The following is a 26,812-nucleotide window of genomic DNA, read 5'->3' as shown; positions in this document are numbered from 1 at the left end:
GAATTACAGATGAGTTATAACGAAAAAAAAGTTTCAATCGATTTGGGCAATGGTTTGCCTGCGATTGAATTGTCGACAGGTAAGTTAGCGAAGCAAGCTGATGGATCTGTTGTATTGAAGCAAGGAAATACGATGTTACTTGCTACAGTGGTTTCTGCTCGCGAAGCGAAGCCAGGTGTAGATTTTCTGCCGCTATCGGTGGATTATCAAGAGAAGTATGCTGCTACAGGTCGTATTCCGGGAGGCTTTTTGCGCCGTGAAGCGAGATTGTCAGATTATGAAGTTTTGATTTCAAGATTAGTAGACAGAGCTTTACGTCCTTTGTTCCCTGAGACATACCATGCGGATACTCAGGTCATGATTTCCCTTATATCGGCAGATAAAGATATTATGCCTGATGCATTGGCTGGATTGGCAGCTTCTGCAGCGCTGGCTGTTTCGGATATTCCTTTTAATGGGCCAATTTCCGAGGTTCGTGTAGCGAAGATTGATGGTCAATTGGTGATTAATCCAACTTTGTCCGCTTTGGAAAATGCTACATTGGAATATATTGTGGCGGGTTCTGCTCAAGATATCGTGATGGTGGAAGGTGAATCCAAAGAAATTTCGGAAGCGGAAATGGTAGAAGCTATCGCTTTTGCTCATGATGCTATTAAGAAACAAGTGGCTGCTCAAGTGGAGTTGGCTAGCTTGGTGGGGTCTGCAACTAAGCGCGAGTTTAATCACGAACCTTCTAATCTTGAATTGCGTGAAGCTGTTTTTGCAGCAACATATGATCAAGTATATGCTATTGCAAAATCAGGATCTACTAAACACGAACGTTCAGAGAAATTTGCTGAAATAGGTGCGGCATTCTTTGAAACTTTGGGTGAGGAAATTGATGATGAGACGAAGTTCTTGGCGAAGAAGTATTATCATGATGTACAGTATGATGCTGTTCGTAACTTGGTGCTGGATGAGGGAATCCGTTTAGATGGTCGTGATGTTCGTACTGTTCGTCCTATTTGGTCGGAGGTAGATTATCTTCCTGCTGCACATGGATCTGCAGTGTTTACACGTGGCGAAACACAATCTCTTACTTCTGTTACGTTAGGTGCAAAAGATGATGAGCAGATGATTGATGGTGCATTTATTAATGGTTATAACAAATTTATTCTTCACTATAATTTCCCTGCGTTTTCTACAGGTGAAGTAAGACCAAACCGTGGGCCAGGTCGTCGTGAGGTTGGTCATGGTAACTTGGCTATGCGTTCCTTAAAACAGGTTCTTCCTGAAGGAACTGAAAACCCCTATACCATTCGTGTGGTTTCCGATATTCTAGAGTCAAATGGTTCATCGTCAATGGCTACAGTATGTGCTGGTACGTTGGCTTTATTGGATGCAGGTATCAAGTTGAAAGCCCCGGTTTCGGGTATTGCAATGGGCTTGATTACAGACGAGAAAACCGGTAAATATGCAATCTTATCGGATATCTTAGGGGATGAAGATCACTTAGGTGATATGGACTTCAAAGTAACCGGTACAGAGAACGGTATTGTAGCGTGTCAGATGGATTTGAAAATCAACGGACTGAAATGGGAAGTGTTGACACAAGCGTTGGATCAGGCGAAAGAAGCTCGTTTACACATCTTAGGTGAAATGAAGAAAACCATCGCTGAGCCTCGTGAGGATTATAAGCCACATGCGCCTCGTATCATTTCGTTGACGATCGACAAGGAATTTATTGGTGCTGTGATTGGGCCAGGAGGAAAAATCATCCAAGAGATGCAGCGTGAGACAGGATCTACTATTTCTATCGAAGAGGTTGAAGGAAAGGGTATTGTACAGATCTTTGCTGATAATAAAACGGCAATTGATGCTGCTGTATCCCGTATCCGTGCGATTGTTGCTAAGCCTGAGATTGGTGAAATTTATGAAGGAAAAGTAAAATCTATTATGCCTTTTGGTGCTTTCGTTGAGATTATGCCGGGTAAGGATGGATTATTGCATATCTCTGAAATTGATTGGAAGCGCTTGGAAACAATGGATGGTGTGTTGAAAGAAGGTGATATGATTACTGTTAAGCTTCTTGATATCGATAAGCAAGGTAAAATGAAACTTTCTCGTAAGGTTTTATTGCCTCGCCCTCCACGTGAAGAAAAGCCGAAACAAGATCAAAAACCAGATGCTCCTCAAGCATAAAGCGTTTTTCTAAAATAATAAAGGGCTGCATTTGCAGCCCTTTATTATTTTAGAAAATTCTTGTTTATAGCATAATCACAGAATCTATTTTAGAAACCTTTTTGTAATAATCGATAACGTCTTCTGCATTATTTACGAAAGTCTCTACGGTGATGGATTTGTATTTGCCTCCTGAAGATTCTTTTTCCGAAAATTTGGTGCTCGGGTGTTCGAATAATACTTTTACTTGTTCTAATTTTTCTGCATCCGCTTTTACGATAAATTTGAACGTATATAAACTAGGGAATTGTTCGACTGTATTCAATTTTACGCGAAAATTGTCGTAAAAATCAGTTGGCGTATTTCCTTCGTTTTCAGGTAAGTCCTGAATGTTGATGTTGCTAAAGTCACTCATATTAATTTCTCCTTGTATCCTACTGTTCAAGAACTGTACCTAAAGTTTGCTGTGACATTTTGTCTGTTGTATTGTTTAATTTTCCATTGATGTAGGCCAAGTTGACTTCGCTTTTCCAAATTTTTTGTTGGGTCTATCTGACATCTCAAATATAAGCTCGCCGCCTTGTAACATCTGCTGATGAGTAATGAATGTCTTCGTATATGTTTTTCCGTTAAGTTTCGCGGATTTAATATAGATATTTTTCTTGTTGTTGTTCCGTGCAATAATACTGAAGGCTTTTCCATTAGGCATGGTGATGGTTGAGCGATCCAGTGAGGGGCTTCCGAACACATATTCTCCGCCTACTGGCGAGGCTGGATAAAGTCCCATCATAGACCATACGGCCCATGCGCTCATTTGTCCTGCATCTTCATTACCGGCATAACCATCAGGTCTATTGTGGTACATGGAATCGACGATAAAACGTACTTTTTCTTGTGTTTTCCAAGCTTCGCCGATATAGCTGTACATGTAAGCGATGTGATGACTGGGTTCATTCCCGTGCGCATATTGTCCAATGAAACCACTGGCATCAGGCGATTGGTTTTCCCCCGTCATGTAGGATGGTGCCGTAAAAAGTGTGTCGAGCATTTTGCTGAGGCCATTTTTATTTGGGAATAATTTTGCTAAGCCGCGAACGTCGTGTGGAACGAAAAATGAGTGTTGCCAAGCATTCCCTTCGATGTATTGGCTTTTGTCGAAATCGTGTTCAGAATAAAACGGGTCGAAAGGTTCCACAAATTTTCCATTTTTATATTTTGCACGCATGAATCCGGAAGAGTGATCAAAAAGATTAATGTAGTTTTTCGCGCGCTTTAAAAATAGTAACTCATCCTCTTTTTTACCTAATTTTTTCGCGACAAGTGCAATGCAATAATCGTCAAAAGCGTATTCTAATGTTTTTGTAACACTTCCGCCGTTGACATCTTGAGGTACGTAGCCGTATTCGATATAGGATGGTACTTCTCTAATTTGTTGAAATGCACTGTTGCGCATAGCTTGGTATGCACGTTCAGGATCTACGCCCGGCCAATCTTTGAGGACAGCGTCTGCTAATACGGGTACAGCGTGATACCCCGTCATTGTATTGGTCTCGAAAGTACTTAAGTCCCATACCGGCAGTAATCCGTTTTCGTCATGAAATGCGAGGAGACTGTTGAGCATGTCGCTGTATTTTTCCGGCTGTGTTATCGTGAAAAGTGGTTTTAGTGCTCTGAAAGTATCCCAAAGAGAAAAGAAAGTATACCGTTGACCGGCATTCTTCATTTGGTGTTTTTCGCCTTTATAATTCTTGTATTCACCATCGCTATCCGAATAGAGAGTCGGAGCGACAGCAGTGTGGTATAATGCAGAATAAAAGATTGTTTTTAGTTGTTCATCTGTGGACTCAACTTGGATTTTTGCAAGTTCTTTTTCCCATTTTGCTTCCGCAGTCTGTTGTACATGGGTGAAGTTCCAATCCGGGATTTCATGCAAAGCGAGTAATGCCTTTTGTTCATTTGTGGTCGATAGCGCAACTTTCAAAAGAATTTCCGATGTGTTATCGAAGATCAGCTGTGCATCCGCTGCTTTACGTTTCTGCTCGCCGCTGTTTGTAATGGTGATTTGGTTCTCGTTTTTACCTGCAGCTGCTTTTTGCCCTGCTAAGATGGTATTTGTAAAAGGTTTGGATGTACGTATTGCAAAATAAATATGCTGTTTATCTGCCCAGCCTTTTGAATATCGTTTGCCGATAATTGTGCTATCGTTTATTACTTTTATTTCCGTTTCTAGGGGTTTGTCCCAGTTGTAGGTATGGTCAAGATCCAGGTAGATGGTAGGCTGTGTGTACTTTTTTGGGAAATGGTATCGATGAAAACCAACGCGTTCGGTACTTGTTAGCTCCGCTTCAATACCATTTTCTAATTTAACACGATAGTATCCAGGGCTAGTCACTTCATCTGCGCGTGAAAATCTCACACGGGTTTCGACTGTTTCTCCTGTTACAGGAGTAGGGATAGGCATAATAGCAACGTCAAGCCAGTCTCCGATGCCCGTTCCGCTGAGGTGCATATGACTAAAAGCCTCTATACTATCTGAAGATATGTGATAGCCGCTTACCCAATCCCAACCACCTTTTCCGTTGTCGGGACTTAATTGAACGAGTGAAAACGGTACGGTAGCCCCAGGATAGGTATGTCCATGTCCTCCAGTCCCAATAAGGAGATTGACATGTTTTGTGAGATTTTGCGCATGAGACGGGCTAATGCTTGTTGTGTAAGCGAGTAATCCGACTAGGGGAATAAAGAGCTTCTTCATTATATGTTTGTTAGCTGTTGTTTTTTCTGATCTATAATCTTTTAGATCACATTTTGGATTTCAGGGGATAATAATACACAAAAAAAAGGATTTAGTTAAATAAAACCTTTTAGCAAAAATATTTTTTTAGCTATGATATGTCTTTTGCTAAAAAAATTTAGTAGATTGGTCAACGAAAATTTCCATAAACCGATCTATGAAGAAAAGAGTTTTAATAAGTGATATCGCTAAAGCGCTAGGTATTTCCGTGACAACGGTCTCCTTTATACTAAATGATAAAGCCAAAGAAAAAAGAATTAGTGAGGCGCTTACGAAAAGGGTGTTAGATTATGTAAAAAAAGTAGGATATAAGCCAAACCAATTAGCGAAGAGTTTACGTACAGGACAAACAAAGATATTAGGTCTTCTTGTAGAGGATATTGCCAATCCATTTTTTTCCAATGTTGCGAAGCATATCGAGCGTCGCGCTTATGAAGCGGGATATCATATCATCTATTGTAGTATGGATAACGATGAGAACAAAGCAAAGGAGCTGATCCAACTCTTTATGGATCGTCAGGTCGATGGGTTCATCATTACGCCGTCTGAGGGGCTTGAAGACACGATCTCAACGATTAAGCAGAACAATATTCCATTGGTGTTATTTGATCGTTTTGTTCCGTCTGTGGAAACGAACTACGTTGTTTCGGATAATAAAAGAGGTTCTTATGAGGCAACTAGACATCTGTTGGAAGGAAATAATAAACGTATAGGCTTGATTTCACTTTATTCGAATCAGACCCAAATGCGGGATCGGTTGGATGGTTATATGGAAGCTATGGATGAATTTCGGGTGCAATCTTTTATTAAGAAATTAAATATGGATACACCGGAGGAAGAGGCAAAGGACCAAATTACAGAATTCGTTGTCGACAATAAATTAGATGCCGTGTTGTTTGCTACAAATTATTTAGCGGTAAGTGGTTTGAAAGCTTTGAAAGGGCAGAAAGTGCATCTGCCGAAAATGGTGGCTTTTGACGAGCATACCCTATTTAAATTGCATGATCCTTCTATTTCTGTCGTGTCGCAAGATATTGAACAATTAACAAAGGAGTTGATTTCTACGTTAATTGCTCAAATTGAAGGGAGACTAAAGGAAATCCGTCAATTGACTATTCCTTGCGACTTGATTATCCGCGAATCTTCTATTTCTTCGTAGGAACGAATTTCATGGATAAGGAATTTACACAGTGTCTTGTGTTTTTTGCTGTAAATCCTTCTCCTTCAAATACATGTCCGAGGTGTGCGCCGCATTTAGCACAAAGGATTTCAACTCGTCTGCCGTCAGCGTCTATCTCACGTTTGACGGCTCCGGGGATTTCATCATCAAAACTTGGCCAACCACAGTGCGATTCGAATTTATCATGAGATAGGTAGAGAGGCGCATCACATCTTTTGCATATATAGGTTCCTTCCGCTTTGTTGTTTAACAATTCTCCTGTGAAAGGACGTTCTGTACCCTTGTGTAAGATGACATATTCTTCTTCTGGGTTAAGTTTGTTGTATTTGTTTGTATCGTTCATGTTCATATTTTTTTGATCGAGATTGTGACTCGAAACGGAGCCCGATATTTGCGTACAAGATAGGCAGATACACAGACTGAATAAGACAAAAATGTAAATTTTATACATAGAACTAAGTTCGCAAAATTATCATATTGTATTGTTTTTTTGATGTCAAGAATTTCCGCCTCATTTTTCGTGTTTTTTTTGTGGAAAATAGAGGTGTATAAAACCTAAAAACCCTCTTAACGGGGTCATTTTCCAAGTTATTTAGAATGGTTTTAAATTGATAATTTGCGTCATTAAATTGTCAGTGATTGCTTAAATAGTTATACTTTTGTGCATGTTTGGAGGGTTTAGACCATCTCGACGATGCAGTTTAAAAAGTTTTTTATCATCAATAAATAGTATAAAGTGCTAAATATGAGAAATATCTCATCCGTTTTGGGAAAACTTGCGAAGACAATGTCCGTTGGAATGATGTTGTTGTTTGCTGTTACAATGTCGCATGCGCAAGATGTTAAAGAGGGTCAGACGCTTTTTAAGTCAAAATGTACCACCTGTCACAGTGTGACAAAGAAGGTTGTTGGACCGGCTTTGGCTGGAATGTCTGAGAGACACGATGAAGAGTGGCTATTGAAGTGGATTAAGAACTCGCAGGCGGTTATCGCTTCGGGAGATCCTACTGCTAATGCGCTTTTTGAAGAGTACAACAAGTTGGTGATGACTTCTTTCACTGATTTGTCTGACGATCAAATCAAAAGTATCATCGCTTATGTAAAGGATGAAGAAGCAAAAGCTGCTGCAGGTCCTGCTGATGGTGGTGCTGATGCTACTGCTGCGAAATCAGATGATGCGAACACGTTCATGATCGTTGGTTTAATCGCAATTGTTGCTTTGGCAATTGTCGTGATCGTAGTTTTGAATCGGGTTATTCGTACCTTAGAGAAGGTTATCGCGAATAATCAAGCTGCAATTGAGGCTGCTCAAGCTAGAAATGAAGCGGTTGAGGAAGCGCGTTTTGCGAAGTTTGCGAAAGCCTTTTTGAAAAATAAGAAACTCGTTGGGTTTGTTGTTTTGATGTTGGTTGCTTTCTTGGCTGTCTTAGGGTGGAATACCTTATGGAACGTCGGTGTTCATCAAGGTTATGAGCCTGTTCAGCCTATCAAATTCTCGCATCAGATTCACGCGGGTGTCAATCAAATTGAGTGTCAGTATTGTCACGGAGGTGCATTTAAATCTAAGAACGCTTCAATTCCTTCTGCGAATGTTTGTATGAACTGTCATAATACAGTTACGGCTTCTGATCACTACGATGGAGAATTGTCGCCTGAAATCGCTAAGATTTACAAAGCATTAGATTATAATCCTGATACGCGTCAGTATGGGAATAATCCTAAGCCTATTCAGTGGGTTCGTATTCACAATCTTCCTGACTTCGCTTATTTTAATCACTCTCAACACGTCGTTGTTGCTGGTGTCGAGTGTCAGACTTGTCACGGTCCAGTAGAGACAATGGAAGAGATTTATCAATATTCTCCATTAACGATGAAGTGGTGTGTGGATTGTCACAGAAACACAGAAGTTAATTCGGACAACGCTTATTACGATCAGTTGATTGAAGCTCACGAGAAGTTGAAGAAAGGTGAGAAGATGACAGCAGCTATGATTGGTGGGTTAGAGTGTGGTAAGTGTCACTATTAATAATAAATTAGAAATACGCAATCTTTAATATAAAGCTTAAATGGATAGCAACAAAAAATATTGGAAAGGTTTGGAGGAATTGCAACAAACACCTGCTTTCGTCGAAAATGCGAAAGGTGAGTTTGCCGAACCTATTCCTGTAGAAGATGTATTGAACGAAGCTGGATTAAGTACAAAGACTCCTCGTCGTGACTTTTTGAAGGCTTTGGGATTCGGTTTGGGAGCTGTGACATTAGCGGCGTGTAATCGTACACCTGTTCATAAAGCAGTGCCTTATGTTATCAAACCAGAAGAGGTAACTCCTGGTATTCCAAATTATTATGCTTCGTCTTTTAACGGACAAAGTGTGTTGATTAGAACGCGTGAAGGGCGTCCTATTTTAGTAGAAGCTAATCCAAATAGTGTTGGTTTAGTTCAAGGTACAGAATCCGCTACCGTTTCTTCGGTTTTGGATCTGTATGATATGACAAATAAATTGCAGAACCCGCAGATTGCTGGAAAAGATGCCGAGTGGGATAAGGTAGATACTACAGTTAAGCAAGCTCTTGTTAAGGCTTCTAGTGCAGGTAAACAAATTGCCATTGTTTCTAGAACCGTAAACAGCCCATCTACTTTACAATCTATCGCGGTTTTCAAAGAGTCTTTCCCTACGACAACCCTTGTTCAGGTGGATCCGATCTCTTATGCTGCAATACGCAAGGCAAACGAATTGAATTTCGGTAAGGCTGTTATTCCATCGTATGCTTTTGATAAAGCACTTGTGGTACTTTCGGTAGGTGCAGATTTCTTAGGAACTTGGTTGGATGGCGAAGAGCATACACAAGATTACATTAAAAATAGAAATTATAAATCCTTAGAAGGCGGTAAAATGTCACGTCATATTCAGTTTGAAGCTGGTATGAGTATGACAGGTACTAACGCGGATGTTCGTATCGCTATTAAACCTTCAGAAGAAGGAGCGGTGTTAATTTCTTTATATAACGAGATTACAGGTTCTTCTTTAGCTGGCGGTATTGCTGGTAATGATCGTGCGGCAACAGCTATTAAATTGGCTGCGCAAGAATTATTGAAGAATAAAGGTCAGGCTGTTGTTGTTGCAGGAGCTAATAATACAGATATTCAGGTGTTAGCGAACGCTATTAACGTTGCGCTAGGTGCATATGGTTCTGTTATTGACTTAAATAATTTTTCTAAAAAATTCCAAGGTTCAGAAGAGGCATTCGCAACGTTCTTGAACGATGCAAAAGCTGGACGTGTAGGAGCGGTGTTGTTCCTGAATTCGAACCCGCTTTACGATTATTACGATGCTAAATCTGTTGAAGAAGCACTAGCGAAAATTGACTTTACGTTGTCGTTCTCGGATCGTGCAGATGAAACGGCTTCAGGCTTAAATGTGATTGCTCCAGTAAGCAATTATTTGGAATCTTGGGGCGATGAATCTTCTCGCGAGGGATACTACACAATTGTGCAGCCAACTATCAATCCGGTGTTTAACACACGTCAAGCAGAGCAGAGCTTCTTGATTTGGTCTGGTAATGTAACGCCGATTTTTGATTTTGTAAAGAATGTTTGGGAGACACAGATCTTAGCTGGTAGTGCGAAGAAATGGAAAGATATCTTACAAACGGGTTTTGAATATAAAGGAAAACTTGCTGCTGGTACTTATTCTTTTGCTGGAAATGTGCAAGAGGCAGCTGCAAATGTTCAGTCTTTGGCTAAGACACTTGCAGGTGAAGGATTTGAATTAGCTTTGTATGAATCATCTGCGATTCGTGATGGTCGTTATGCAAATAATGCCTTCCTACAAGAATTGCCTGATCCTGTATCCAAAGTAACTTGGGATAACTATATTGCGCTAAATCCGAAAGATATCGAGTCTTTAGGTTTAGGTGAAAATGGTGTCGTTGAGGTAGAAGCTAATGGATATAAGATTGAGGTTCCGGTATTGGCTCAGCCTGGACAAGCACTAGGTACTGCATCTATAGCTGTAGGTTATGGTCGTACGAAGGTTGGTAAGGCTGGTAACAATGTAGGTGTAAATGCGTATCCATTTGTACTTCAGAAAAATGGCTTGAATCAGTTTGTTTCAAAAGCTAAAGTTTCTAAAGTCTCTAGAACGTATGAACTTGCGCAAACACAAACACACCATACTATTGAAGGAAGAAATATCATTCGTGAAACTACCTTTGGTAAGTATTTGAAAAATCCTGCATCTGAATCTGGTCGTTTTGCTGAATCTCACAAGTCTTACGATTTGTGGAATAAGTTTGAATCACCAGGTCACAAGTGGGTCATGGCAATCGATTTGAATGCTTGTACAGGTTGTGGTGCTTGTATCGTTGCTTGTAATATTGAAAACAATATTCCTGTTGTTGGTCGCGATGAGGTACGTCGTCGTCGTGAGATGCATTGGATGCGTATCGATCGTTACTACACGATAGAAGAAGATGGTGTAGATTACACGAAAGAAAAGGAAATCGCGAATTTGAATGATTTCCAAAACGTGAAAGTTGTGCACCAACCGATGATGTGTCAGCATTGTGATCACGCTCCTTGTGAAACTGTATGTCCAGTATTGGCAACTGTTCACTCTTCTGAGGGCTTAAATCACATGGCTTACAACCGTTGTTTCGGTACACGTTACTGTGCAAATAACTGTCCGTATAAAGTGCGTCGTTTTAACTGGTTCAACTACTGGAACGATTCACGTTTCGACAACTACTTGAATAATGAGTTTACGCAGTTGTTGTTGAATCCTGATGTAACAACACGTTCACGCGGGGTTATGGAGAAATGTTCAATGTGTATTCAACGTATTCAAGCAGGAAAGCTTCAAGCGAAAATTGAAGGTCGTCCTTTGAAAGACGGAGATATCAAATTAGCATGTTCTGGCGTATGTAGTGCAAACGCTATGATCTTCGGAGATGCTAATGATCCTAATTCTGAAGTTTCTAAAGCGCTACGTAGCGAACGCATATACTATGTTTTGGAAGAGATTAACGTTCAACCAAACATTGGGTATATGACAAAAGTTAGAAACACATTTGAAGCGTAATTTATTTAATTCAGAAATAAAGCAATTATGTCATCGCATAACGAATCAATATTAAGAGAACCATTAATAACCGGCAAAAACATCACTTACGCAAAAGTGACTGATGATATCTTATTGCCGGTTGAAAATAAACCCAACAAAGCATGGTGGATTGGATTCACAGTAGCTGTTATAGGCGCCATGTTATGGGTAGTGAGTGTTGGATATACATTTTGGACAGGTATCGGCGCTTGGGGATTGAACAAAACAGTAGGTTGGGCATGGGATATCACCGACTTCGTTTGGTGGGTAGGTATCGGTCACGCTGGAACGTTGATTTCAGCTGTATTGTTACTTTTCCGTCAAAACTGGCGTAACTCCATTAACCGTTCCGCAGAGGCGATGACGATCTTCGCCGTTATTTGTGCGGCAACTTATGTCGTAGCGCACATGGGACGTCCTTGGTTAGCGTATTGGATTTTCCCTTTGCCAAATCAATTTGGTTCTCTTTGGGTAAACTTCAACTCTCCATTGGTATGGGACGCCTTTGCAATTTCAACGTATTTTACAGTATCCTTGGTGTTTTGGTACTGTGGATTGTTGCCTGATATTGCGTCTGTTCGTGACCGTGCAACAGGTTTAAAACAAAAGGTATACGGTGTTTTATCCTTCGGTTGGAATGGATCGGTTAAAACATGGCAACGTTTTGAGATTGTATCTTTAATCTTGGCTGGTATATCTACTCCTTTGGTACTTTCTGTACACACGATCGTATCCATGGACTTTGCAACTTCCGTTATTCCGGGTTGGCATACAACGATTTTCCCTCCTTATTTTGTGGCGGGAGCGATCTTCTCGGGTTTTGCGATGGTACAGACCTTGTTGTTGATTTTACGTAAGGTGATGAACTTTGAAGACTACATCACGATGTTCCACATCGAGTCTATGAATAAGATTATCATGACTACAGGTTCGATCGTAGGTATTGCGTATTTAACAGAGCTTTTTGTGGCATGGTATTCTGGTTCGGAATATGAGATGTACGCATTTGCAAACCGTGTTGCTGGTCCTTATGCTTGGGCTTACTGGGCGATGATGACATGTAACGTGATTTCTCCGCAATTGTTCTGGTTCAAGAAAATCCGTACGAGTATTCCTATCTCTTGGGTCTTATCAATCGTAGTAAATATCGGGATGTGGTTTGAGCGTTTTGTAATTATCGTTACGTCGTTACACCGCGATTACTTGCCATCTTCTTGGGCAATGTTTTACCCTACATGGACGGATGTTGGAATCTTTGTAGGTTCAATCGGCTTGTTCTTTACGTTGTTCCTTTTGTTCCTTCGTTTCTTGCCAGGTATCGCTATTGCAGAGGTGAAGTTGTTGTTGAAATCGGCATCTTTACAGCAAAAGACAAAACTGGCTCAAGAAGGAGCGTTCCCTGCGGAGCAAGTGGAGCACTTTGCGAACTCGTTAGAGAAGTACGATTCTGTTACACAAGAGGATATTAACGCATTAACACAAAAATAATAGCAATGAGCAATACAAAATATATATTAGGTAGTTTTGCTGATCCCGATGATATGATGCATGGGATTGAAAAATTGCAAGCAAACAATATCAGCATATATGATTGTTTCACCCCAATGCCAATTCACGGAATTGAAGCTAAATTGGGTGTAAGACCGTCACGTTTACCAATTGCAGCATTCTGTTTCGGCGCTTTGGGTACTTGTTTGGGTTTTAGCTTGTTGTTTTATACAATGGCTTACGATTGGCCGATGAATGTGGGAGGAAAGCCATCGTTGCCTCTTCCAAACTTTGTTCCGGTTACATTCGAGGTAACGATTTTATTGTGTGCTTTAGGTATGGTTGCTACGTTCTTTTTCCGTAACCACCTTTTCCCAGGTCGCACGCCTCGTGTAATGGATTTGAGAGCTTCGGATGATCGTTTTATAATTGCTGTGGATGCTCGGGAAAACACGGACCATACTCTTGTAGAGTCTTTGTTGAAAGACGCTGGTGCGGTTGAAGTTAAATACAATGAAAGAAAATATGTTAGCTATGAATAAGAAGAGTTTTCTTGGATCTGTATGTGCTGCATTTGCTTTGGCGGCAGTAATTTCCAGCTGTGGCGATGGAAAGACGCGTAGTACAGGGTGGGAATTCTCCAGAAATATGTATGATCCGATAGCATACAATCCGGATCAGCCTAATAATAATTTTAAGAATAAAATTACGGCTCAGGTACCTCCAGCTGGTACGAATCCAATAGGTTTTGAACGCTTCGAGTTTGCAAATTCTTTGGAGGAGTATGAGCGTGCAGGACGTGAACTTAAAAGCCCGTTAGCCGTTACACAGGAAAATTTGGTAAAAGGTGATGCTTTATTTCATACTTATTGTGCGGTTTGCCACGGTAAAGAAGGTAAAGGTGACGGCCCTATAACAAAAGAAAGATCTGTGGAAGATTCGCGTGGAAAACGTTCGTTGGAAACGTTTCCTCCTCCTCCGTCTTATCAGCGCTCAGATGCAGCTTCTTCTTCTAGAGGTGGGCTAATGGCTGATTTAACAGATGGCAAGATCTATCACACAATTTATTATGGACATAACTCGATGGGATCTCATGCTTCACAGTTGTCGCCACAAGAGCGTTGGCAGGTGGTCATGTATGTACACGAATTACAAAAAAAATAATTTAACATCAATATTATAAATGGGAACTCACAATCATCATCACGATTATAATTTCAGCGAAAAATTTCAATTTGCTGGTATCGCCAAGATACTTAGTTTGTTGGGAATTGCTGTAGGTGTTATAGCTATTGTTATGGGCCTAATTTCAAGTGACCATATTATGGTTGAACGTACATACGCAAACCTGTTATTGATGGGTTATTATTTTACTTGTGTATGTGCTGCTGGGGCTTTCTTTGTAGCGCTTCAGATGGTTACGCAGTCGGGTTGGTCAGCTGGTCTGATTCGTATTCCGCAGGCGATGGCAGGCGTGTTGCCAATTGCAGCTATTCTTTTGTTGGTTATAGTAGCTTTGGGTTTAACAACACATAATTTATATCATCATTGGAATGCGGAAGGGTTGACAGATCCAAATAGCCCGCATTATGATAAGCTTGTTGCCGGAAAATCTGCTTTCTTGAATGTACCTGGATTTTTGATTCGCCAGATTTTATTCATGGGATCATACAGTATATTTGCGTTAGCTTTAAATAAGTTATCTCATAAAGAGGACTTAGAAGGTGGTTTGAACTCTTACAAAAGAAGTTTTAAGCTTTCGGCTATTTTCTTAGTTATTTTTGGATTTACTACACCAATTTGGTCTTTTGATACCATCATGTCTTTGGAGGCGCACTGGTTCTCTACGATGTTTGGTTGGTATAATTTTGCAGCAATGTGGGTTAGTGGTATTTCAACTATCGTAGTTATTACTATTTTAGTGAAAAAGGCAGGTTATTTGAGCTGGGTTAATGAAAATCATTTGCACGATTTGGGTAAGTTGATGTTTGGCTTTTCTATTTTCTGGACCTATGTTTGGTTTGCGCAGTTTATGTTGATTTGGTATTCAAATATTCCAGAAGAGACTGTTTATTTCTACAAAAGATGGGAACCTGAATTTAAACCTTGGTTCTGGTTAAGCATAATCATTAACTTTGTAGCGCCGTTGTTGTTATTGGTTGACCGCGACGCGAAACGTAAACAAGGAATGATGTTGTTTGTCGCAATTTTATTGTTGTGTGGACATTGGTTAGATTATTATATTATGATTATGCCAGGTACTGTCGAAGCACATCGTGGATTTGGATTTATTGAGATTGGAACAGCAATTGGTTTCGTTGGTCTTTTCACTTTCCTTGTGATGAGTAAATTGAGTAAGCATCCATTGGCGCCGAAAAACCATCCTTTCTTGGACGAAAGTTTACATCATCAAATATAGTCTAGTCATTGCATAATACGTTTAAACGTTTTAATAAGAAATGAAATTCAAAATTAATAACAGATTCAAAGCCGTGTTGGGATGCTTATTAGCAGTAGGGTTGTTATGCTCTACGCCTAGTTTCGCTATACAGCAAGATTCATTAGCTAAAGATAGCGCTACTGCTGTTGCTGCTGATACGTCTGCTGTCGCTGATACGACTGCTGCTGCTCCTGCAGCTACGGATTCGGTTTCCGCATCTACAACTGCTGCCGCTACACCAGGTGCTGCAGAACAAGTGAAACAGGTAGATCCTCAAGTCTACAAGAACTTGACTTATTACGTATTGTTATTTTTAATAATATGTACAATCGTGGCCGTGGTTGGCAAGGTGTTGTCAATCTATGAATTGACACGTAAGATGAATGGTAAATATAATCCATTCGCTAATAATACATTTCAATCGGTTTTATTCCTTGTCTTTCTTGTCGCTTTCTTTGGTTTTGTTTACTATGGATATAGTGTTTGGGGAAGTTGGGCTTGGCGCTCGGCTGTGACAGAGCATGGTAAGGATTTAGATAACATGTTTATCATTACTACTGTTATTATTACAACAGTTTTGGTATTGGTTCATTTGTTGTTGTTAACCTTTCCTTATATCTATCGCATGCGTGCGAAAACAAAAGCTTATTACTACCCGCATAATGATACGATCGAGAAGATTTGGACGATTGTTCCTGCAGTAGTTTTAACGGTATTGGTTTTGTTCGGTTTCTTTACATGGCGTTCGATAACAAATGTTCCTGAGGATTTGCAGAAATCTGCACTTCAAGTTGAAGTTTTGGGCGAGCAGTTCCAATGGCAAGTACGTTATCCGGGAGCGGATGGTGTAATCGGAAAACGTAATTATAAGATGACAACTCCGATAAACTCTTACGGTATTGATTTTAACGATAAAAATGCATGGGATGACATTCAGGCGTCTGATATTGTTCTTCCGGTAAATAAGTCTGTTCGTTTTCACATTATTTCTAAAGATATCATTCACTCGTTTTATATCCCAGATTTCCGTGTACAGATTAATGCGGTTCCGGGTATGACGAACTATTTTCAATTTACACCTACTGTTACGACAGAAGAGATGCGCGAACGCATGAACGATCCGAAATATGACTATGTTATGTTGTGTAACAAGATTTGTGGTTCTGGTCACTATAACATGCAGAAGAAAGTTGTTGTTGTGACGGAAGAGGAGTATAAAGAATGGTTGAGCACACAAAACAAGTATTTTACTGAGGACTTACAGAAAGAGTTTGTAAATGTAGAATCGAAAGAAACTACAACACTTACTACAGCTTCATTAAATTAATTGAAATAGGAAATCGAAATGTGGACATGTAGGTTAACTTATTTGTCTACATAGAGTTCTCTTCAGCCGATGAAGAAAAAATAAATTGAAGAAATTATTAAACGAATATGTCAAGTACAGTTATATCGCACGGCGCGGAGCATCATGATGCACACGATCATCATCATGAAACATTCTTAACTAAATATATATTTAGTCAGGATCATAAGATGATTGCGAAGCAGTTCTTAATCACTGGTATTGTGATGGCAGTTTTCGCCATGTTATTGTCTATCTTATTCCGTATCCAATTAGCTTGGCCGGAAACAGATTTTCCAATCTTAGAAGTTTTCTTAGGAAAATGGGCTGAGGGAGGTCGAATAAAGCCGGAGTTTTTCCTATCCTTGGTTACCATTCATGGTACTATGATGGTTTTCTTCGTATTGACGGCAGGCTTATCGGGTACATTTAGTAATCTTTTGATCCCTTATCAAATAGGAGCTAGAGATATGGCATCTCCATTGATGAACATGTTGTCGTACTGGTTCTTTTTTATTGCATGCGTGATCATGGTTGCTTCTTTCTTTATTGAAAGCGGACCTGCATCTGCCGGTTGGACAATTTATCCGCCACTTTCTGCAGTTCCTACTGCTATCCCTGGATCAGGTTTAGGAATGACATTGTGGTTGGTGAGTATGACCTTATTTATTGCTTCTCAGGTATTGGGTGGTGTAAATTACGTGAGTACAATTTTGAACATGCGTACAAAGGGAATGGATCTTTGGAAAATGCCGTTGACTATATGGGCTTTCTTTTTGACAGCTATTGTAGGTTTGTTGTCATTCCCTGTATTGGTATCAGCCGTTGTCCTTCTGTTCTTTGATCGTACAGTTGGTACTTCGTTCTACCTTTCTGATCTTGTTGTACAAGGACAGATTTTACCGAATGAAGGTGGTTCGCCAATTTTATTCCAACACTTATTTTGGTTCTTAGGTCACCCTGAGGTGTATATCGTTGTTATGCCGGCTTTAGGTTTGACATCTGAGGTTATTTCAACGAATTCACGTAAGCCGATTTTCGGATACCATGCGATGGTTTACTCTTTAGTTGGTATCACGGTATTGTCTTTCATCGTATGGGGGCACCATATGTTTGTAACCGGGATGAATCCTTTCTTGGGTGGGGTATTTATGATTACAACATTGATCATTGCTGTTCCATCTGCTGTAAAAGCATTTAACTACATTGCTACATTATGGAGAGGTAATATTCGTTTTACGCCTGCTATGATGTTTGCTATTGGTATGGTTTCGTTTTTCGTATCAGGAGGTTTAACAGGACTTTATTTAGGTAATGCGGCATTAGATATCAATCTTCATGATACGTATTTCGTTGTAGCTCACTTTCACTTGGTAATGGGCTCGGCATCTATCTTCGGTATGTTATGTGGTGTTTACCACTGGTATCCAAAGATGTTTGGACGTATGATGGATACAAAGTTGGGTTATTTACACTTTTGGTTGACATTTATCGGAGCGTACTTGGTATTCTTCCCAATGCACTTTATGGGTATTGACGGTGTACCTCGTCGTTATTATACATTTACAGCATTCCCTTTTATGGATAAGTGGATTTCTGTTAATATGTTGATTACTTGGGCTGCTATCATTGCTGGTTTGGCACAGGTTGCCTTTTTGTGGAACTTCTTCGCTTCTATTTGGAGAGGAAAACGTGCTCCACAGAACCCTTGGAATGCCAATACATTGGAGTGGACTACACCTGTAGAGCATATTCATGGTAACTGGCCAGGTGAAATTCCTACGGTACACCGTTGGCCTTATGATTACAGTAAGCCAGGACATGATACGGACTTTATTCCACAGAATGTTCCATTTTCTGAGACGATGAGCTCAAATATGGCGCATGATTTTGAAGGGAATGAAGAAGCTATTCGCATTCAAAATGAATGGAATAAACAAAATAATAGAGAAATAATAGAAGGGTAGGTTTATTCCTACCTCTCTCTTATCATAAGCGTTAAGTAGAAAGAGGATTATGTATCCGCGTGCTGAGAAGCGATTCATTCGAACAAACAGAATAACAATTATTGTTTTATTTCTCGTTATTGCAGCGGGGGGGATTGTTCGGAGTACAGGATCTGGTATGGGCTGTCCCGATTGGCCAAAGTGTTTCAATCGTGTTATTCCACCTACCGATATTTCGCAGCTTCCGGAAGGCTATGAACAGCAGTATGTCGAAGGTCGTGCTAAAAAGAACCAACGATTTGCAAAGGTTGTAGACCTGTTTGGATACGCGGAAATTGCAGATAAAATTCGTCATGACGAATCGATATTGGTTCACGAGGAATTTAATGCTGCGAAAACGTGGACTGAATATGTTAATCGTCTTGTAGGCGTTATTGCAGGTTTCTGTCTTTTATTCTCAGCAATTTTTTCTTTCTCTTATCGTAAAACCAAGCCTTCGATTGTTGTTTGGAGCGTTCTTAATGTTTTTGTTGTGATTTTGCAGGCTTGGCTGGGTTCGATAGTTGTTTCTACTAACCTTATGCCTTGGATCATCACGGTACATATGTTGCTGGCGTTGATAATTGTCGCAATAGCTATTTTCACGTTTTATTTGGCAACAACTTTACGAAATAAAGGTATTTTGTATACGGAGAAAGTTGGACCATTAAAAGCATTATCGTTGTTAGCTTTATTGCTTACCGTAGTACAGGTGGTTTTTGGTACAGAGGTTCGTGAAAATATAGATCATTTAAATGATCAAGGTTTATCACGTACATCATGGGTTGAGCAGTTAGGACAACCTTATCTTGTACATCGAATATTGGCTTATACATCGCTAGGATTAGCAGTTTTGTTGTTCTTCTTAGTTCGAAATAGGTTTAGTTCATTGACATTACAAAGTAAATACGCTTGGATAGTACTAATTCTTGTGGGAATTCAAATGATGTCCGGAATTATTCTAGCTCGCTTTGACGTTCCAGCGTTTGCTCAAACGACCCATTTGGTTGTAGCTAGTCTTTTTTTTGGAGCTCAATATTATTTGATGCTATTAATGACAAAATTAAAACGATAGTTTGGACAAAGTTGCTGAGATTTGTGAGGTTTGTAAAATGATGTTCACACAGAGGATTAGAATTAAGTATTCATGAAGGAGTTCATTTCTGATTTTAATAAATTAGTCAAGCTAAGGCTCACGCTAACGGTTGTATTTTCGGCGTCTATTTCATTTTTGGTAGGAGCAACACAACAAGGCGATATTATTTGGTTGAATTGGTTGATTCTTACAATTGGTGGTTTTTTTGTGACTGGTTCCGCGAACGGATTTAATGAGATCATTGAGCGCGATTTAGATAAGTTGATGAAGCGCACTGCAGATAGACCGTTACCAGCTGGTCGTATGACTACGGGACAAGCCTTGGTGTTGAGTGTCTTCATGGGGATTTTTGGTACGCTATTGTTGGTGCGACTGAATTTCTTAGCTGGATTATTGTCGGTGTTTTCGATCATCTTGTACGCATTTGTGTATACACCGTTGAAACAAAAATCGCCTATCGCTGTTTTTGTTGGCGCTTTTCCTGGAGCTTTACCTCCATTGATTGGTTACTATGCAGCTTTTAAATCGGCGGGATTTGGTTTTGAATACGCGGCAGTAAGTGAGGCTGCTATTGTCATAACCCCTTGGGTTCTGTTTTTAATACAGTTCTTTTGGCAGTTTCCTCATTTTTGGGCTATTGCATGGGTTGCTGACGAGGATTATAAGAATGCGGGTTTCCGTTTATTACCCTCGACGCGTAAAGATAAAGTGTCTGCTTGGATGATTTTTATATCTGCGCTGTTAATGATTCCTGTGAGCTTTTTGCCGTTACACTATGGGTTTGGCGGATATGTATTCACAGCTGTATCGTTGTTGGGTGGCTTGCTTTTTTCGTTTTATGGTTATAAGCATCTTGTTCATATGACAGATGTAACCGCGAAGAAGGTGATGTTTACATCGTTTATTTATTTACCATTAACGCAGTTAGTGCTTTTGTTTGATTTTATCCCTTTGAAATAGATGGAGAATACAGATTATACTACGGAGGAATTGATCCAATCTAGAAAGGCGAAGAAGTTTAATCTTTGGCTTGGTATGATTGGTATGTTTATGATGTTTGCGGCGTTATCCAGTGGCTTCATTGTATACACGGCGAGTGGGGTTGATAAGGGAATCAAGACGAGTCTACCAAATGTATTTATTTATAGTACAATTGTTATTATTTTGAGCAGTGTGCTTTTACATCTGGCGTATCGTGCTGCAAAGCTCGAACAGCTGGGAAAGCAGAAGCTATTTCTCGTCCTTACAATTGTATTTGGAGTCGTGTTTTTCGTACTGCAAGTGGAAGCTTGGATGGTATTTGTGGAGCGCGGTATTCACTTTATTAATACGAATGCTTCTCAGTCCTTTATTTATGTATTTACTGGACTGCACTTAGCGCATATTATTGCGGGGTTGATCGTATTGGTTCGTTGTTTTATTGGAGCGGTTAAACCGATTCCATTTGCAGATAACCAATTCCGCATGAATTTAGCCATTATATTTTGGCATTTTCTCGATCTTCTATGGATTTATATTTATGTTTTCTTACTTTTGAATCAATAATCGTAAAAAATGAGTACAACAACTGTATCGCAATTAGATAAGGTAAAAGACGGCCCTTGGAGTGGTGGTAAGTCGCCTTGGAATTTGGAGTATGGAAAGATCATGATGTGGTTTTTCTTGGTATCGGATGCGTTCACATTTTCAGCGTTCTTAATTTATTATGGCGCTCAGAAGTTTGCACAACCTACCTGGATTGACGCTGATAAGATTTTTCAGTCTATTCCTGGCATCGCTGAGCATGGGCAGCCATTGGTGTTTGTTGGTATTATGACCTTTATTTTGATCATGTCTTCGGTGACCATGGTATTGGCTGTGGATGCTGGACATCGTAATCAAAAACAAGAAGTGATTAAATGGATGCTATGGACAATTTTGGGTGGTTTATGTTTTGTGGGCTGTCAAGCTATTGAATGGACACATTTGCACCATGAGGGTTTTTGGTTTGGTAGAAATCCTGCCACAGGTCTAGAAGGTGATGCTGTTACGCAAGCATTGGCGCCGTATTTTACAAAAGATATATCGTATACTGCAGCGTTGCAATTTTCTAATTTGTTTTTTACCATTACTGGTTTCCACGGTTTCCACGTGTCTGTCGGTATCATTTTGAATATCATTATTTTGTTTATGACATTGAATAATACATTCGAAAAACGTGGCACATACCTTATGGTTGAGAAAGTAGGTTTGTATTGGCACTTTGTGGATTTAGTTTGGGTGTTTGTATTTACATTCTTCTATCTAATCTAATTGTTAACTATCTCATTTTAAATTTAAGAGAAAATGTCACATCATCACGAAAATATAGCAGCAGGACATGATCATGGCGATCATGGTGGAATGGATAAAAAAGGTATTTGGAAGGTATTTTTTATACTTCTAGCGTTAACTGCACTTGAGTTTTTAATCGCGTTAGGTTTTGTTCACCACTGGGGAATCGTTGAAAAAGGCATGTTGCTGAATGCGGTTTATATCGTTTTAACATTGGTAAAAGCCTTTTATATCGTAGCGTATTTTATGCACTTGAAATTTGAGCGATCAGGTTTCATTGTATGTTGCGCAATCGGATTTATATTTATTGCTTACTTTATTGTACTTATGCTCGTTGAGGGGGATTATTTATTGCATCATTTGCAATCACATCCTGTCTTTCCTGCGAAGTAAGTGAGGAGGGAAAAACTTGATGAGTAACCGTACTCAAAGAAGTAAATCGAAAGTAATTATCCTGGCATTAATATTATTATTGCCGGGATTTTTATATATAGCTGTTAATAGATTTGGAGCGAACGAATACGTTTCGCTTCCTGTCTTCGGCGAGAAGAAACTTAGTGGGGAGATGAAACGTAATTGGGGAAGGGAATATCCGGATACAATCTTTCATATGGCTCCTTTGTTGGAGGTAGATGATTATGATAGCGGAAAACTTTCTTTTCCAAAATCAGACACTTCGGTGAGTGTGGTTCATCTATTTTATACGAAGGATTTGTCGTTCTCCCGTTTGATGCTTGATCAGATACAGTTGCTAGCGCAGCGATTCCAGTCGAATTCACGTATTCAGTTTTATTCCATATCGGTAGATCCCAACGATACGAAAACGGATTTGGCTACTTTTGTTGCTCCCTATGAAAAACAAAAAAGCAGCTATTGGCATATTGTTTCGCATCCATCGGAGAATATTTTTGCCTATGCGAAAAATTCGTTGTTAATTGATGCGATGGTTGATCCAGCAGACTCTTCTCGGTTTTTGATAGGAAGTCAGTTTGTTCTTCTTGATTCGAAACGTCGTATCCGTGGTTTCTATGATGTTAGTCAGAAAGACGAGGTAGATCGCTTAGAAGATGAAATTAAATTACTAATGGTCGAAGAGATCAGAAATCGACCAATGAAAGTAGAGAAGAAATAAGATGATGACAGAAGAGGAAAAAAAATACAAGAAGTGGATTGTCACCTTGTCGATCGTGATTCCGGTAGCAGTTGCTATTCTTTTTGGTGTTAACCTTAGAAAACTAGGTTATGACGTTCAACCACTTTCTTTTTTGCCACCCATATATGCAGCAATTAATGGACTAACTGCTGTGTTGTTGTTTATGGCCGTGGCTGCTATAAAGAAAGGAAATATAAAGTTACATGAAAATTTAGTTAAGGTTTGTATGGGATGTTCCGTAGCATTTTTAGTAATGTACGTTGCTTACCATATGACTTCCGATTCAACTCCGTATGGAGGAGAGGGGGTGATTCGATATGTATACTTTTTTATTTTAATAACGCATATTTTATTGTCTATTATTATTATTCCTTTTGTTCTGTTTACTTTCGTGCGCGGCATAGCAGGTGCTTATGAAAGACATAAAAAATTGGCGCGTATCACATATCCGATGTGGATGTATGTTGCTGTTACAGGTGTTATCGTTTATTTGATGATTTCCCCTTATTACACACATTAAATTTCGAGATGATGAAAAGGGTCTGGATTTATCAAAGCAATAGAACGTTTACAGAAGCTGAAGTCGGTATTATCGAGCAGATTTTGGAGGAATTCGTTGCGCAATGGACTGCACATGGAAATCAATTGGCGGGAACTTACGCTATAAAATACAACTTGTTTATTTTCTTGGAAGTTGATGAGGAAAAGGCTGCAGTGACGGGCTGTTCTATTGATAAGTCGGTGCATTTATTGAAAAAAATCGAGCAAGAATTGGATGTCTCCTTATTTGATCGTTTGCAATTGGCCTATCTATCAGATCGGGATCATAAAATACATGTGGTATCACGCGCTGATTTCGAACAATTGTTGAAACTTGGTGATATAACTGCGGATACAATCGTATTTAATAATATGCTCACACAAGCTGATGAGATTGAAGCACGGTGGGAAGTTCCGTTAAAGGAAAGTTGGCATGCAAAGGTATTTCTATAAAAAAAACCTCCGATAACATCGGAGGTTTTTTTTATGCAAGTATAGCTGTTAGTTTTGGTGATGCACTTTTAATTTCGCTGCTTGCTTTTGATTGGTACTGTTTAAAGTTATTGATAAATAACGTCGCTAAGTTGTTTGCTTGTTTGTCATATTCTTCTTTGTTGCTCCATGTATTTCTAGGAAATAGAATCTCACTGGGAACTTGCGGACAGCTTTTAGGAATTAATATGCCAAAAATAGGATCTGCTTCAAATTCTACGTTGTTTAGCGCACCTGCTAGGGCTGCTTTGACTATTGTTCTTGTGTGTTGTAAACTGATTCGTTTCCCAATGCCATAAGCACCGCCAGTCCAACCTGTATTCACAAGCCATACTTTTGTATCCGGGTTTTGTGTAAGTTTATCTCCTAGCATATCCGCGTAATGTGTCGGTGATAGCGGCAAAAAGACCCTGCCAAAGCATGCAGAAAATGTTGTTTGCGGTTCGCGGATACCAATTTCTGTACCAGCTACTTTTGCTGTATATCCCGATAGATAATGGTACATTGCCTGTGCATTTGTCAGTTTCGAAATAGGAGGTAGTATACCGAACGCATCACAGGTCAAGAAAAAAATATGACTTGGGATTCTGCCAATAGATCTTTCTTTGGCATTATTGATATGATGGATGGGATAGGCTACGCGTGTGTTTTCTGTTAGGCTGACATCGGCATAGTTGACACTGTTGCTAAGGGGATAAAAAGATACATTTTCCAATAATGCAGGTCGCCTTATCGCGGCGAAGATTTCTGGCTCTTTTTCTTCGGTTAAATCTATGCACTTGGCGTAGCATCCTCCCTCAAAGTTGAAGATTAAATTATCCGACCAACCGTGTTCGTCATCTCCAATTAATTTTCGATCACTATCGGCAGATAAGGTCGTTTTTCCTGTACCGCTTAACCCAAAGAATAGGGCCGTATCTCCATCTATTCCTTCATTTGCAGAACAATGCATGGGAAGAATCCCATGTTTGTAAGGCAGTATTAAATTCAAGACAGAAAAGATGGCTTTCTTCATTTCGCCCGTGTAGGCCGTTCCTCCTATGAGAATCATCTTTTTCGTAAAGTTGATGATGGAGAAGTTTTCTTGTCTTGTTCCATCGACGCTAGGATCGGCTAGAAATTCGGGAGCCTGCAAAATGACCCATCCTTGTTCGTGTTTGTTTAGCTCATCTTTTGTAGGACGAATAAACAAATGGTGACAGAAAAGATTTGCCCAAGGCGTTGTATTGATAACCGTGATATCGATTGCAATGGAAGGATCAGCTCCTGCGCGACAATGACGCATCCATATTTCTTTGTCGGCAATGAACAAACGCATCTTTTCGAGTAAATTGTCGAAAATTTGTTCGGAAATAGGGATATTCACATCTCCCCAGTCTACATGTTTGCTGGTGAATTCATCTTGTACGATGAATCGGTCTTGAGGAGATCGGCCTGTGAATTTTCCTGTTTTAATGCATAGTGCGCCAGCATCGCTAAGTTGTCCTTGCCCACGCGATGTCGTTTGTTCGACCAATTTGTCTGCATCAAGATTCAAGTAGATCTGTTTGGCCATCTTACTTAGAGGGGCTGCGATGTTTAAGGGATTAGGATATTCCAGTTCCATAGCCATATCATAATTTGTTTTACGGGGCTAAGGTAGGGAGAATAAGGGCGTAAAAAAGACCTTGGATAGTTTACGTAAAGGAATGAGCAAAAAACATTAACGCCCTTTTTTAGGAAGCGTTTCAACAGGGTTTAGTGGGGGCTGTTTTGTTGTGTGTTTTTTATTTGTGTAAATTATCGAATATTAGTCTGATTTAAATATATTTTAGCGTAGTTTCTTTGTTTTTAACCTCAAGAGATACCTTTCGACCCAAGACTAGGCTGTGGTTATTTTGGATATGACCCGCGGGAAAATCGAAGCAGACGGGAAAATCGAACGCTCTGATTTTGTCGAAGATAATTTCTTCAAAACGCTGACCGAAAGCTGGATCACTATCGCGAAGGGCGGTGAAGCCACCGACAATTAATCCTTGTAGCTTGTTGAATTTATGTGCCCTTTTTAAAGTCCATAGCATTCTATCCAAGTTGTAATGAGCTTCTCCAACGTCTTCTATGAAAAGAATTTTATCGTCGTAGGAGCCGTCGGAGGGTGAGGCGAGGATACTCTGAAGTATGGCTAGATTTCCGCCGATGAGATTGCCTTCTCCATATCCTGATCGGTTGGGAAATCGATCCTGTTTATACGTGTAGTCTATTGGTTTGCCAAATAGTGTGTTTCGTAGTGATGTGAGGGCATCAGCGGAACTATCTTCAAAGGATTTGGGCATCTGTCCATGTATGCTTGCAATTTGAAAATTATTATGAATGTGGCTGTGTAGTACGGTAATATCACTAAATCCGATGATCCATTTCGGTTTTTTTTCGAATAGGCTGAAATCAATTTCATCGATAATGCGGACTGTTCCGTATCCTCCGCGGGCGGCAAAAATGGCCTTAATATCGGGTGCGTCTAATGCCTTTTGTAGGTCTTCCGCTCGTAAGCTGTCTTCACCGGCAAATTGATGGAATTGTGCGTGGACTGATTTCCCTACGACAACCTGCAAGCCCCATTCCGTAAGAATTTCTATGGCGGTGTCGATATTGCCTTTGATATAACTAGCAGGGCATACAATAGCCACTTTGTCTCCCTTTTTAAGAAATTCAGGTATTTTCATCCTTCGCACTTATTTTAAGCGCAAA

At 39.8% G+C, this 26,812-nt stretch carries 23 protein-coding genes; 18 read left to right on the top strand and 5 right to left on the bottom strand.

What is annotated here, in order from left to right; genetic code table 11:
- The first annotated feature begins 9 nt into the window (after nt 1-9).
- Entirely contained in the window at nt 10-2,181 is a 2,172-nt protein-coding gene (pnp, locus tag ACSZOX_RS15475; protein WP_437920975.1) for a polyribonucleotide nucleotidyltransferase, read from the top strand.
- A gap of 64 nt (nt 2,182-2,245) precedes the next feature.
- On the opposite strand, the gene ACSZOX_RS15470 is transcribed toward pnp, so the two are convergent.
- Together ACSZOX_RS15470 and ACSZOX_RS15465 are read right to left on the bottom strand one after the other, a co-directional pair.
- The gene (locus ACSZOX_RS15470; RefSeq protein WP_437920974.1) at nt 2,246-2,575 is read right to left on the bottom strand and encodes a DUF493 domain-containing protein; all 330 of its coding nucleotides are present in this window, start codon (nt 2,573-2,575) and stop codon (nt 2,246-2,248) included.
- Between the two features lie 75 nt (nt 2,576-2,650).
- A complete protein-coding gene (locus ACSZOX_RS15465; RefSeq protein WP_437920973.1) occupies nt 2,651-4,915 on the bottom strand; it encodes a GH92 family glycosyl hydrolase in 2,265 nt (754 codons plus the stop codon).
- A 196-nt stretch (nt 4,916-5,111) separates the two neighbouring features.
- Between ACSZOX_RS15465 and ACSZOX_RS15460 the strand changes: the two genes are divergently transcribed.
- Complete coding sequence (locus tag ACSZOX_RS15460) at nt 5,112-6,113, top strand: LacI family DNA-binding transcriptional regulator (RefSeq protein ID WP_437920972.1); 1,002 nt, start codon at nt 5,112-5,114, stop codon at nt 6,111-6,113.
- Here ACSZOX_RS15460 and ACSZOX_RS15455 read toward each other — a convergent pair.
- Complete coding sequence (locus ACSZOX_RS15455) at nt 6,100-6,585, bottom strand: methionine-R-sulfoxide reductase (RefSeq protein ID WP_437920971.1); 486 nt, start codon at nt 6,583-6,585, stop codon at nt 6,100-6,102. The genes ACSZOX_RS15460 and ACSZOX_RS15455 overlap by 14 nt on opposite strands.
- 294 nt (nt 6,586-6,879) lie before the next feature.
- Between ACSZOX_RS15455 and ACSZOX_RS15450 the strand changes: the two genes are divergently transcribed.
- The 16 genes from ACSZOX_RS15450 (at nt 6,880) to ACSZOX_RS15375 (ending at nt 24,049) form a co-directional block, all read left to right on the top strand.
- The gene (locus ACSZOX_RS15450; RefSeq protein WP_437920970.1) at nt 6,880-8,160 is read left to right on the top strand and encodes a cytochrome c3 family protein; all 1,281 of its coding nucleotides are present in this window, start codon (nt 6,880-6,882) and stop codon (nt 8,158-8,160) included.
- Nucleotides 8,161-8,200: 40 nt separating this feature from the next.
- A complete protein-coding gene (locus tag ACSZOX_RS15445; RefSeq protein ID WP_437920969.1) occupies nt 8,201-11,215 on the top strand; it encodes a TAT-variant-translocated molybdopterin oxidoreductase in 3,015 nt (1,004 codons plus the stop codon).
- A gap of 27 nt (nt 11,216-11,242) precedes the next feature.
- On the top strand, nt 11,243-12,724 hold the full coding sequence (gene nrfD / locus ACSZOX_RS15440) for an NrfD/PsrC family molybdoenzyme membrane anchor subunit (RefSeq protein ID WP_437920967.1): 1,482 nt from the start codon (nt 11,243-11,245) through the stop codon (nt 12,722-12,724).
- A gap of 5 nt (nt 12,725-12,729) precedes the next feature.
- Nucleotides 12,730-13,266, top strand: a complete 537-nt coding sequence (locus ACSZOX_RS15435; protein ID WP_437920966.1) for a DUF3341 domain-containing protein — start codon at nt 12,730-12,732, stop codon at nt 13,264-13,266.
- Complete coding sequence (locus ACSZOX_RS15430; protein WP_437920965.1) at nt 13,238-13,888, top strand: c-type cytochrome; 651 nt, start codon at nt 13,238-13,240, stop codon at nt 13,886-13,888. Before ACSZOX_RS15435 ends, ACSZOX_RS15430 begins: the two co-directional genes overlap by 29 nt.
- A 19-nt stretch (nt 13,889-13,907) precedes the next feature.
- Nucleotides 13,908-15,143, top strand: a complete 1,236-nt coding sequence (locus ACSZOX_RS15425; protein WP_437920964.1) for a quinol:cytochrome C oxidoreductase — start codon at nt 13,908-13,910, stop codon at nt 15,141-15,143.
- 40 nt (nt 15,144-15,183) lie between these two features.
- The gene (locus tag ACSZOX_RS15420; RefSeq protein ID WP_437920963.1) at nt 15,184-16,491 is read left to right on the top strand and encodes a cytochrome c oxidase subunit II; all 1,308 of its coding nucleotides are present in this window, start codon (nt 15,184-15,186) and stop codon (nt 16,489-16,491) included.
- A gap of 107 nt (nt 16,492-16,598) precedes the next feature.
- Entirely contained in the window at nt 16,599-18,476 is a 1,878-nt protein-coding gene (locus ACSZOX_RS15415) for a cytochrome c oxidase subunit I (RefSeq protein WP_437920962.1), read from the top strand.
- A gap of 49 nt (nt 18,477-18,525) precedes the next feature.
- Entirely contained in the window at nt 18,526-19,569 is a 1,044-nt protein-coding gene (locus ACSZOX_RS15410; protein WP_437920960.1) for a COX15/CtaA family protein, read from the top strand.
- A gap of 72 nt (nt 19,570-19,641) precedes the next feature.
- On the top strand, nt 19,642-20,550 hold the full coding sequence (cyoE, locus tag ACSZOX_RS15405) for a heme o synthase (protein WP_437920959.1): 909 nt from the start codon (nt 19,642-19,644) through the stop codon (nt 20,548-20,550).
- Nucleotides 20,551-21,135, top strand: a complete 585-nt coding sequence (locus tag ACSZOX_RS15400) for a cytochrome c oxidase subunit 3 (protein WP_437920958.1) — start codon at nt 20,551-20,553, stop codon at nt 21,133-21,135.
- 9 nt (nt 21,136-21,144) lie between these two features.
- Nucleotides 21,145-21,882, top strand: a complete 738-nt coding sequence (locus ACSZOX_RS15395; RefSeq protein WP_437920957.1) for a cytochrome c oxidase subunit 3 — start codon at nt 21,145-21,147, stop codon at nt 21,880-21,882.
- Between the two features lie 33 nt (nt 21,883-21,915).
- Nucleotides 21,916-22,296: a cytochrome C oxidase subunit IV family protein gene (locus ACSZOX_RS15390; protein WP_437920956.1), complete on the top strand. Its 381-nt coding sequence runs from the start codon at nt 21,916-21,918 to the stop codon at nt 22,294-22,296.
- A gap of 19 nt (nt 22,297-22,315) precedes the next feature.
- Nucleotides 22,316-23,035: an SCO family protein gene (locus tag ACSZOX_RS15385; RefSeq protein WP_437920955.1), complete on the top strand. Its 720-nt coding sequence runs from the start codon at nt 22,316-22,318 to the stop codon at nt 23,033-23,035.
- Nucleotide 23,036: 1 nt separating this feature from the next.
- The gene (locus ACSZOX_RS15380) at nt 23,037-23,576 is read left to right on the top strand and encodes a DUF420 domain-containing protein (RefSeq protein ID WP_437920954.1); all 540 of its coding nucleotides are present in this window, start codon (nt 23,037-23,039) and stop codon (nt 23,574-23,576) included.
- Nucleotides 23,577-23,584: 8 nt separating this feature from the next.
- Entirely contained in the window at nt 23,585-24,049 is a 465-nt protein-coding gene (locus ACSZOX_RS15375; RefSeq protein ID WP_437920953.1) for an ABC transporter ATPase, read from the top strand.
- 31 nt (nt 24,050-24,080) lie between these two features.
- Here the strand turns inward: ACSZOX_RS15375 and pckA are convergent, their stop codons facing one another.
- Nucleotides 24,081-25,700, bottom strand: coding sequence for a phosphoenolpyruvate carboxykinase (ATP) (gene pckA / locus ACSZOX_RS15370; RefSeq protein ID WP_437920951.1), 1,620 nt, complete (start codon nt 25,698-25,700; stop codon nt 24,081-24,083).
- 187 nt (nt 25,701-25,887) lie between these two features.
- The gene (locus ACSZOX_RS15365) at nt 25,888-26,787 is read right to left on the bottom strand and encodes a S66 peptidase family protein (RefSeq protein WP_437920950.1); all 900 of its coding nucleotides are present in this window, start codon (nt 26,785-26,787) and stop codon (nt 25,888-25,890) included.
- Nucleotides 26,788-26,812 lie beyond the last annotated feature (25 nt).

The organism is Sphingobacterium sp. LRF_L2, assembly GCF_965644235.1.
GTDB lineage: Bacteria > Bacteroidota > Bacteroidia > Sphingobacteriales > Sphingobacteriaceae > Sphingobacterium.
This window is presented reverse-complemented; position numbering and strand designations above follow the sequence as displayed.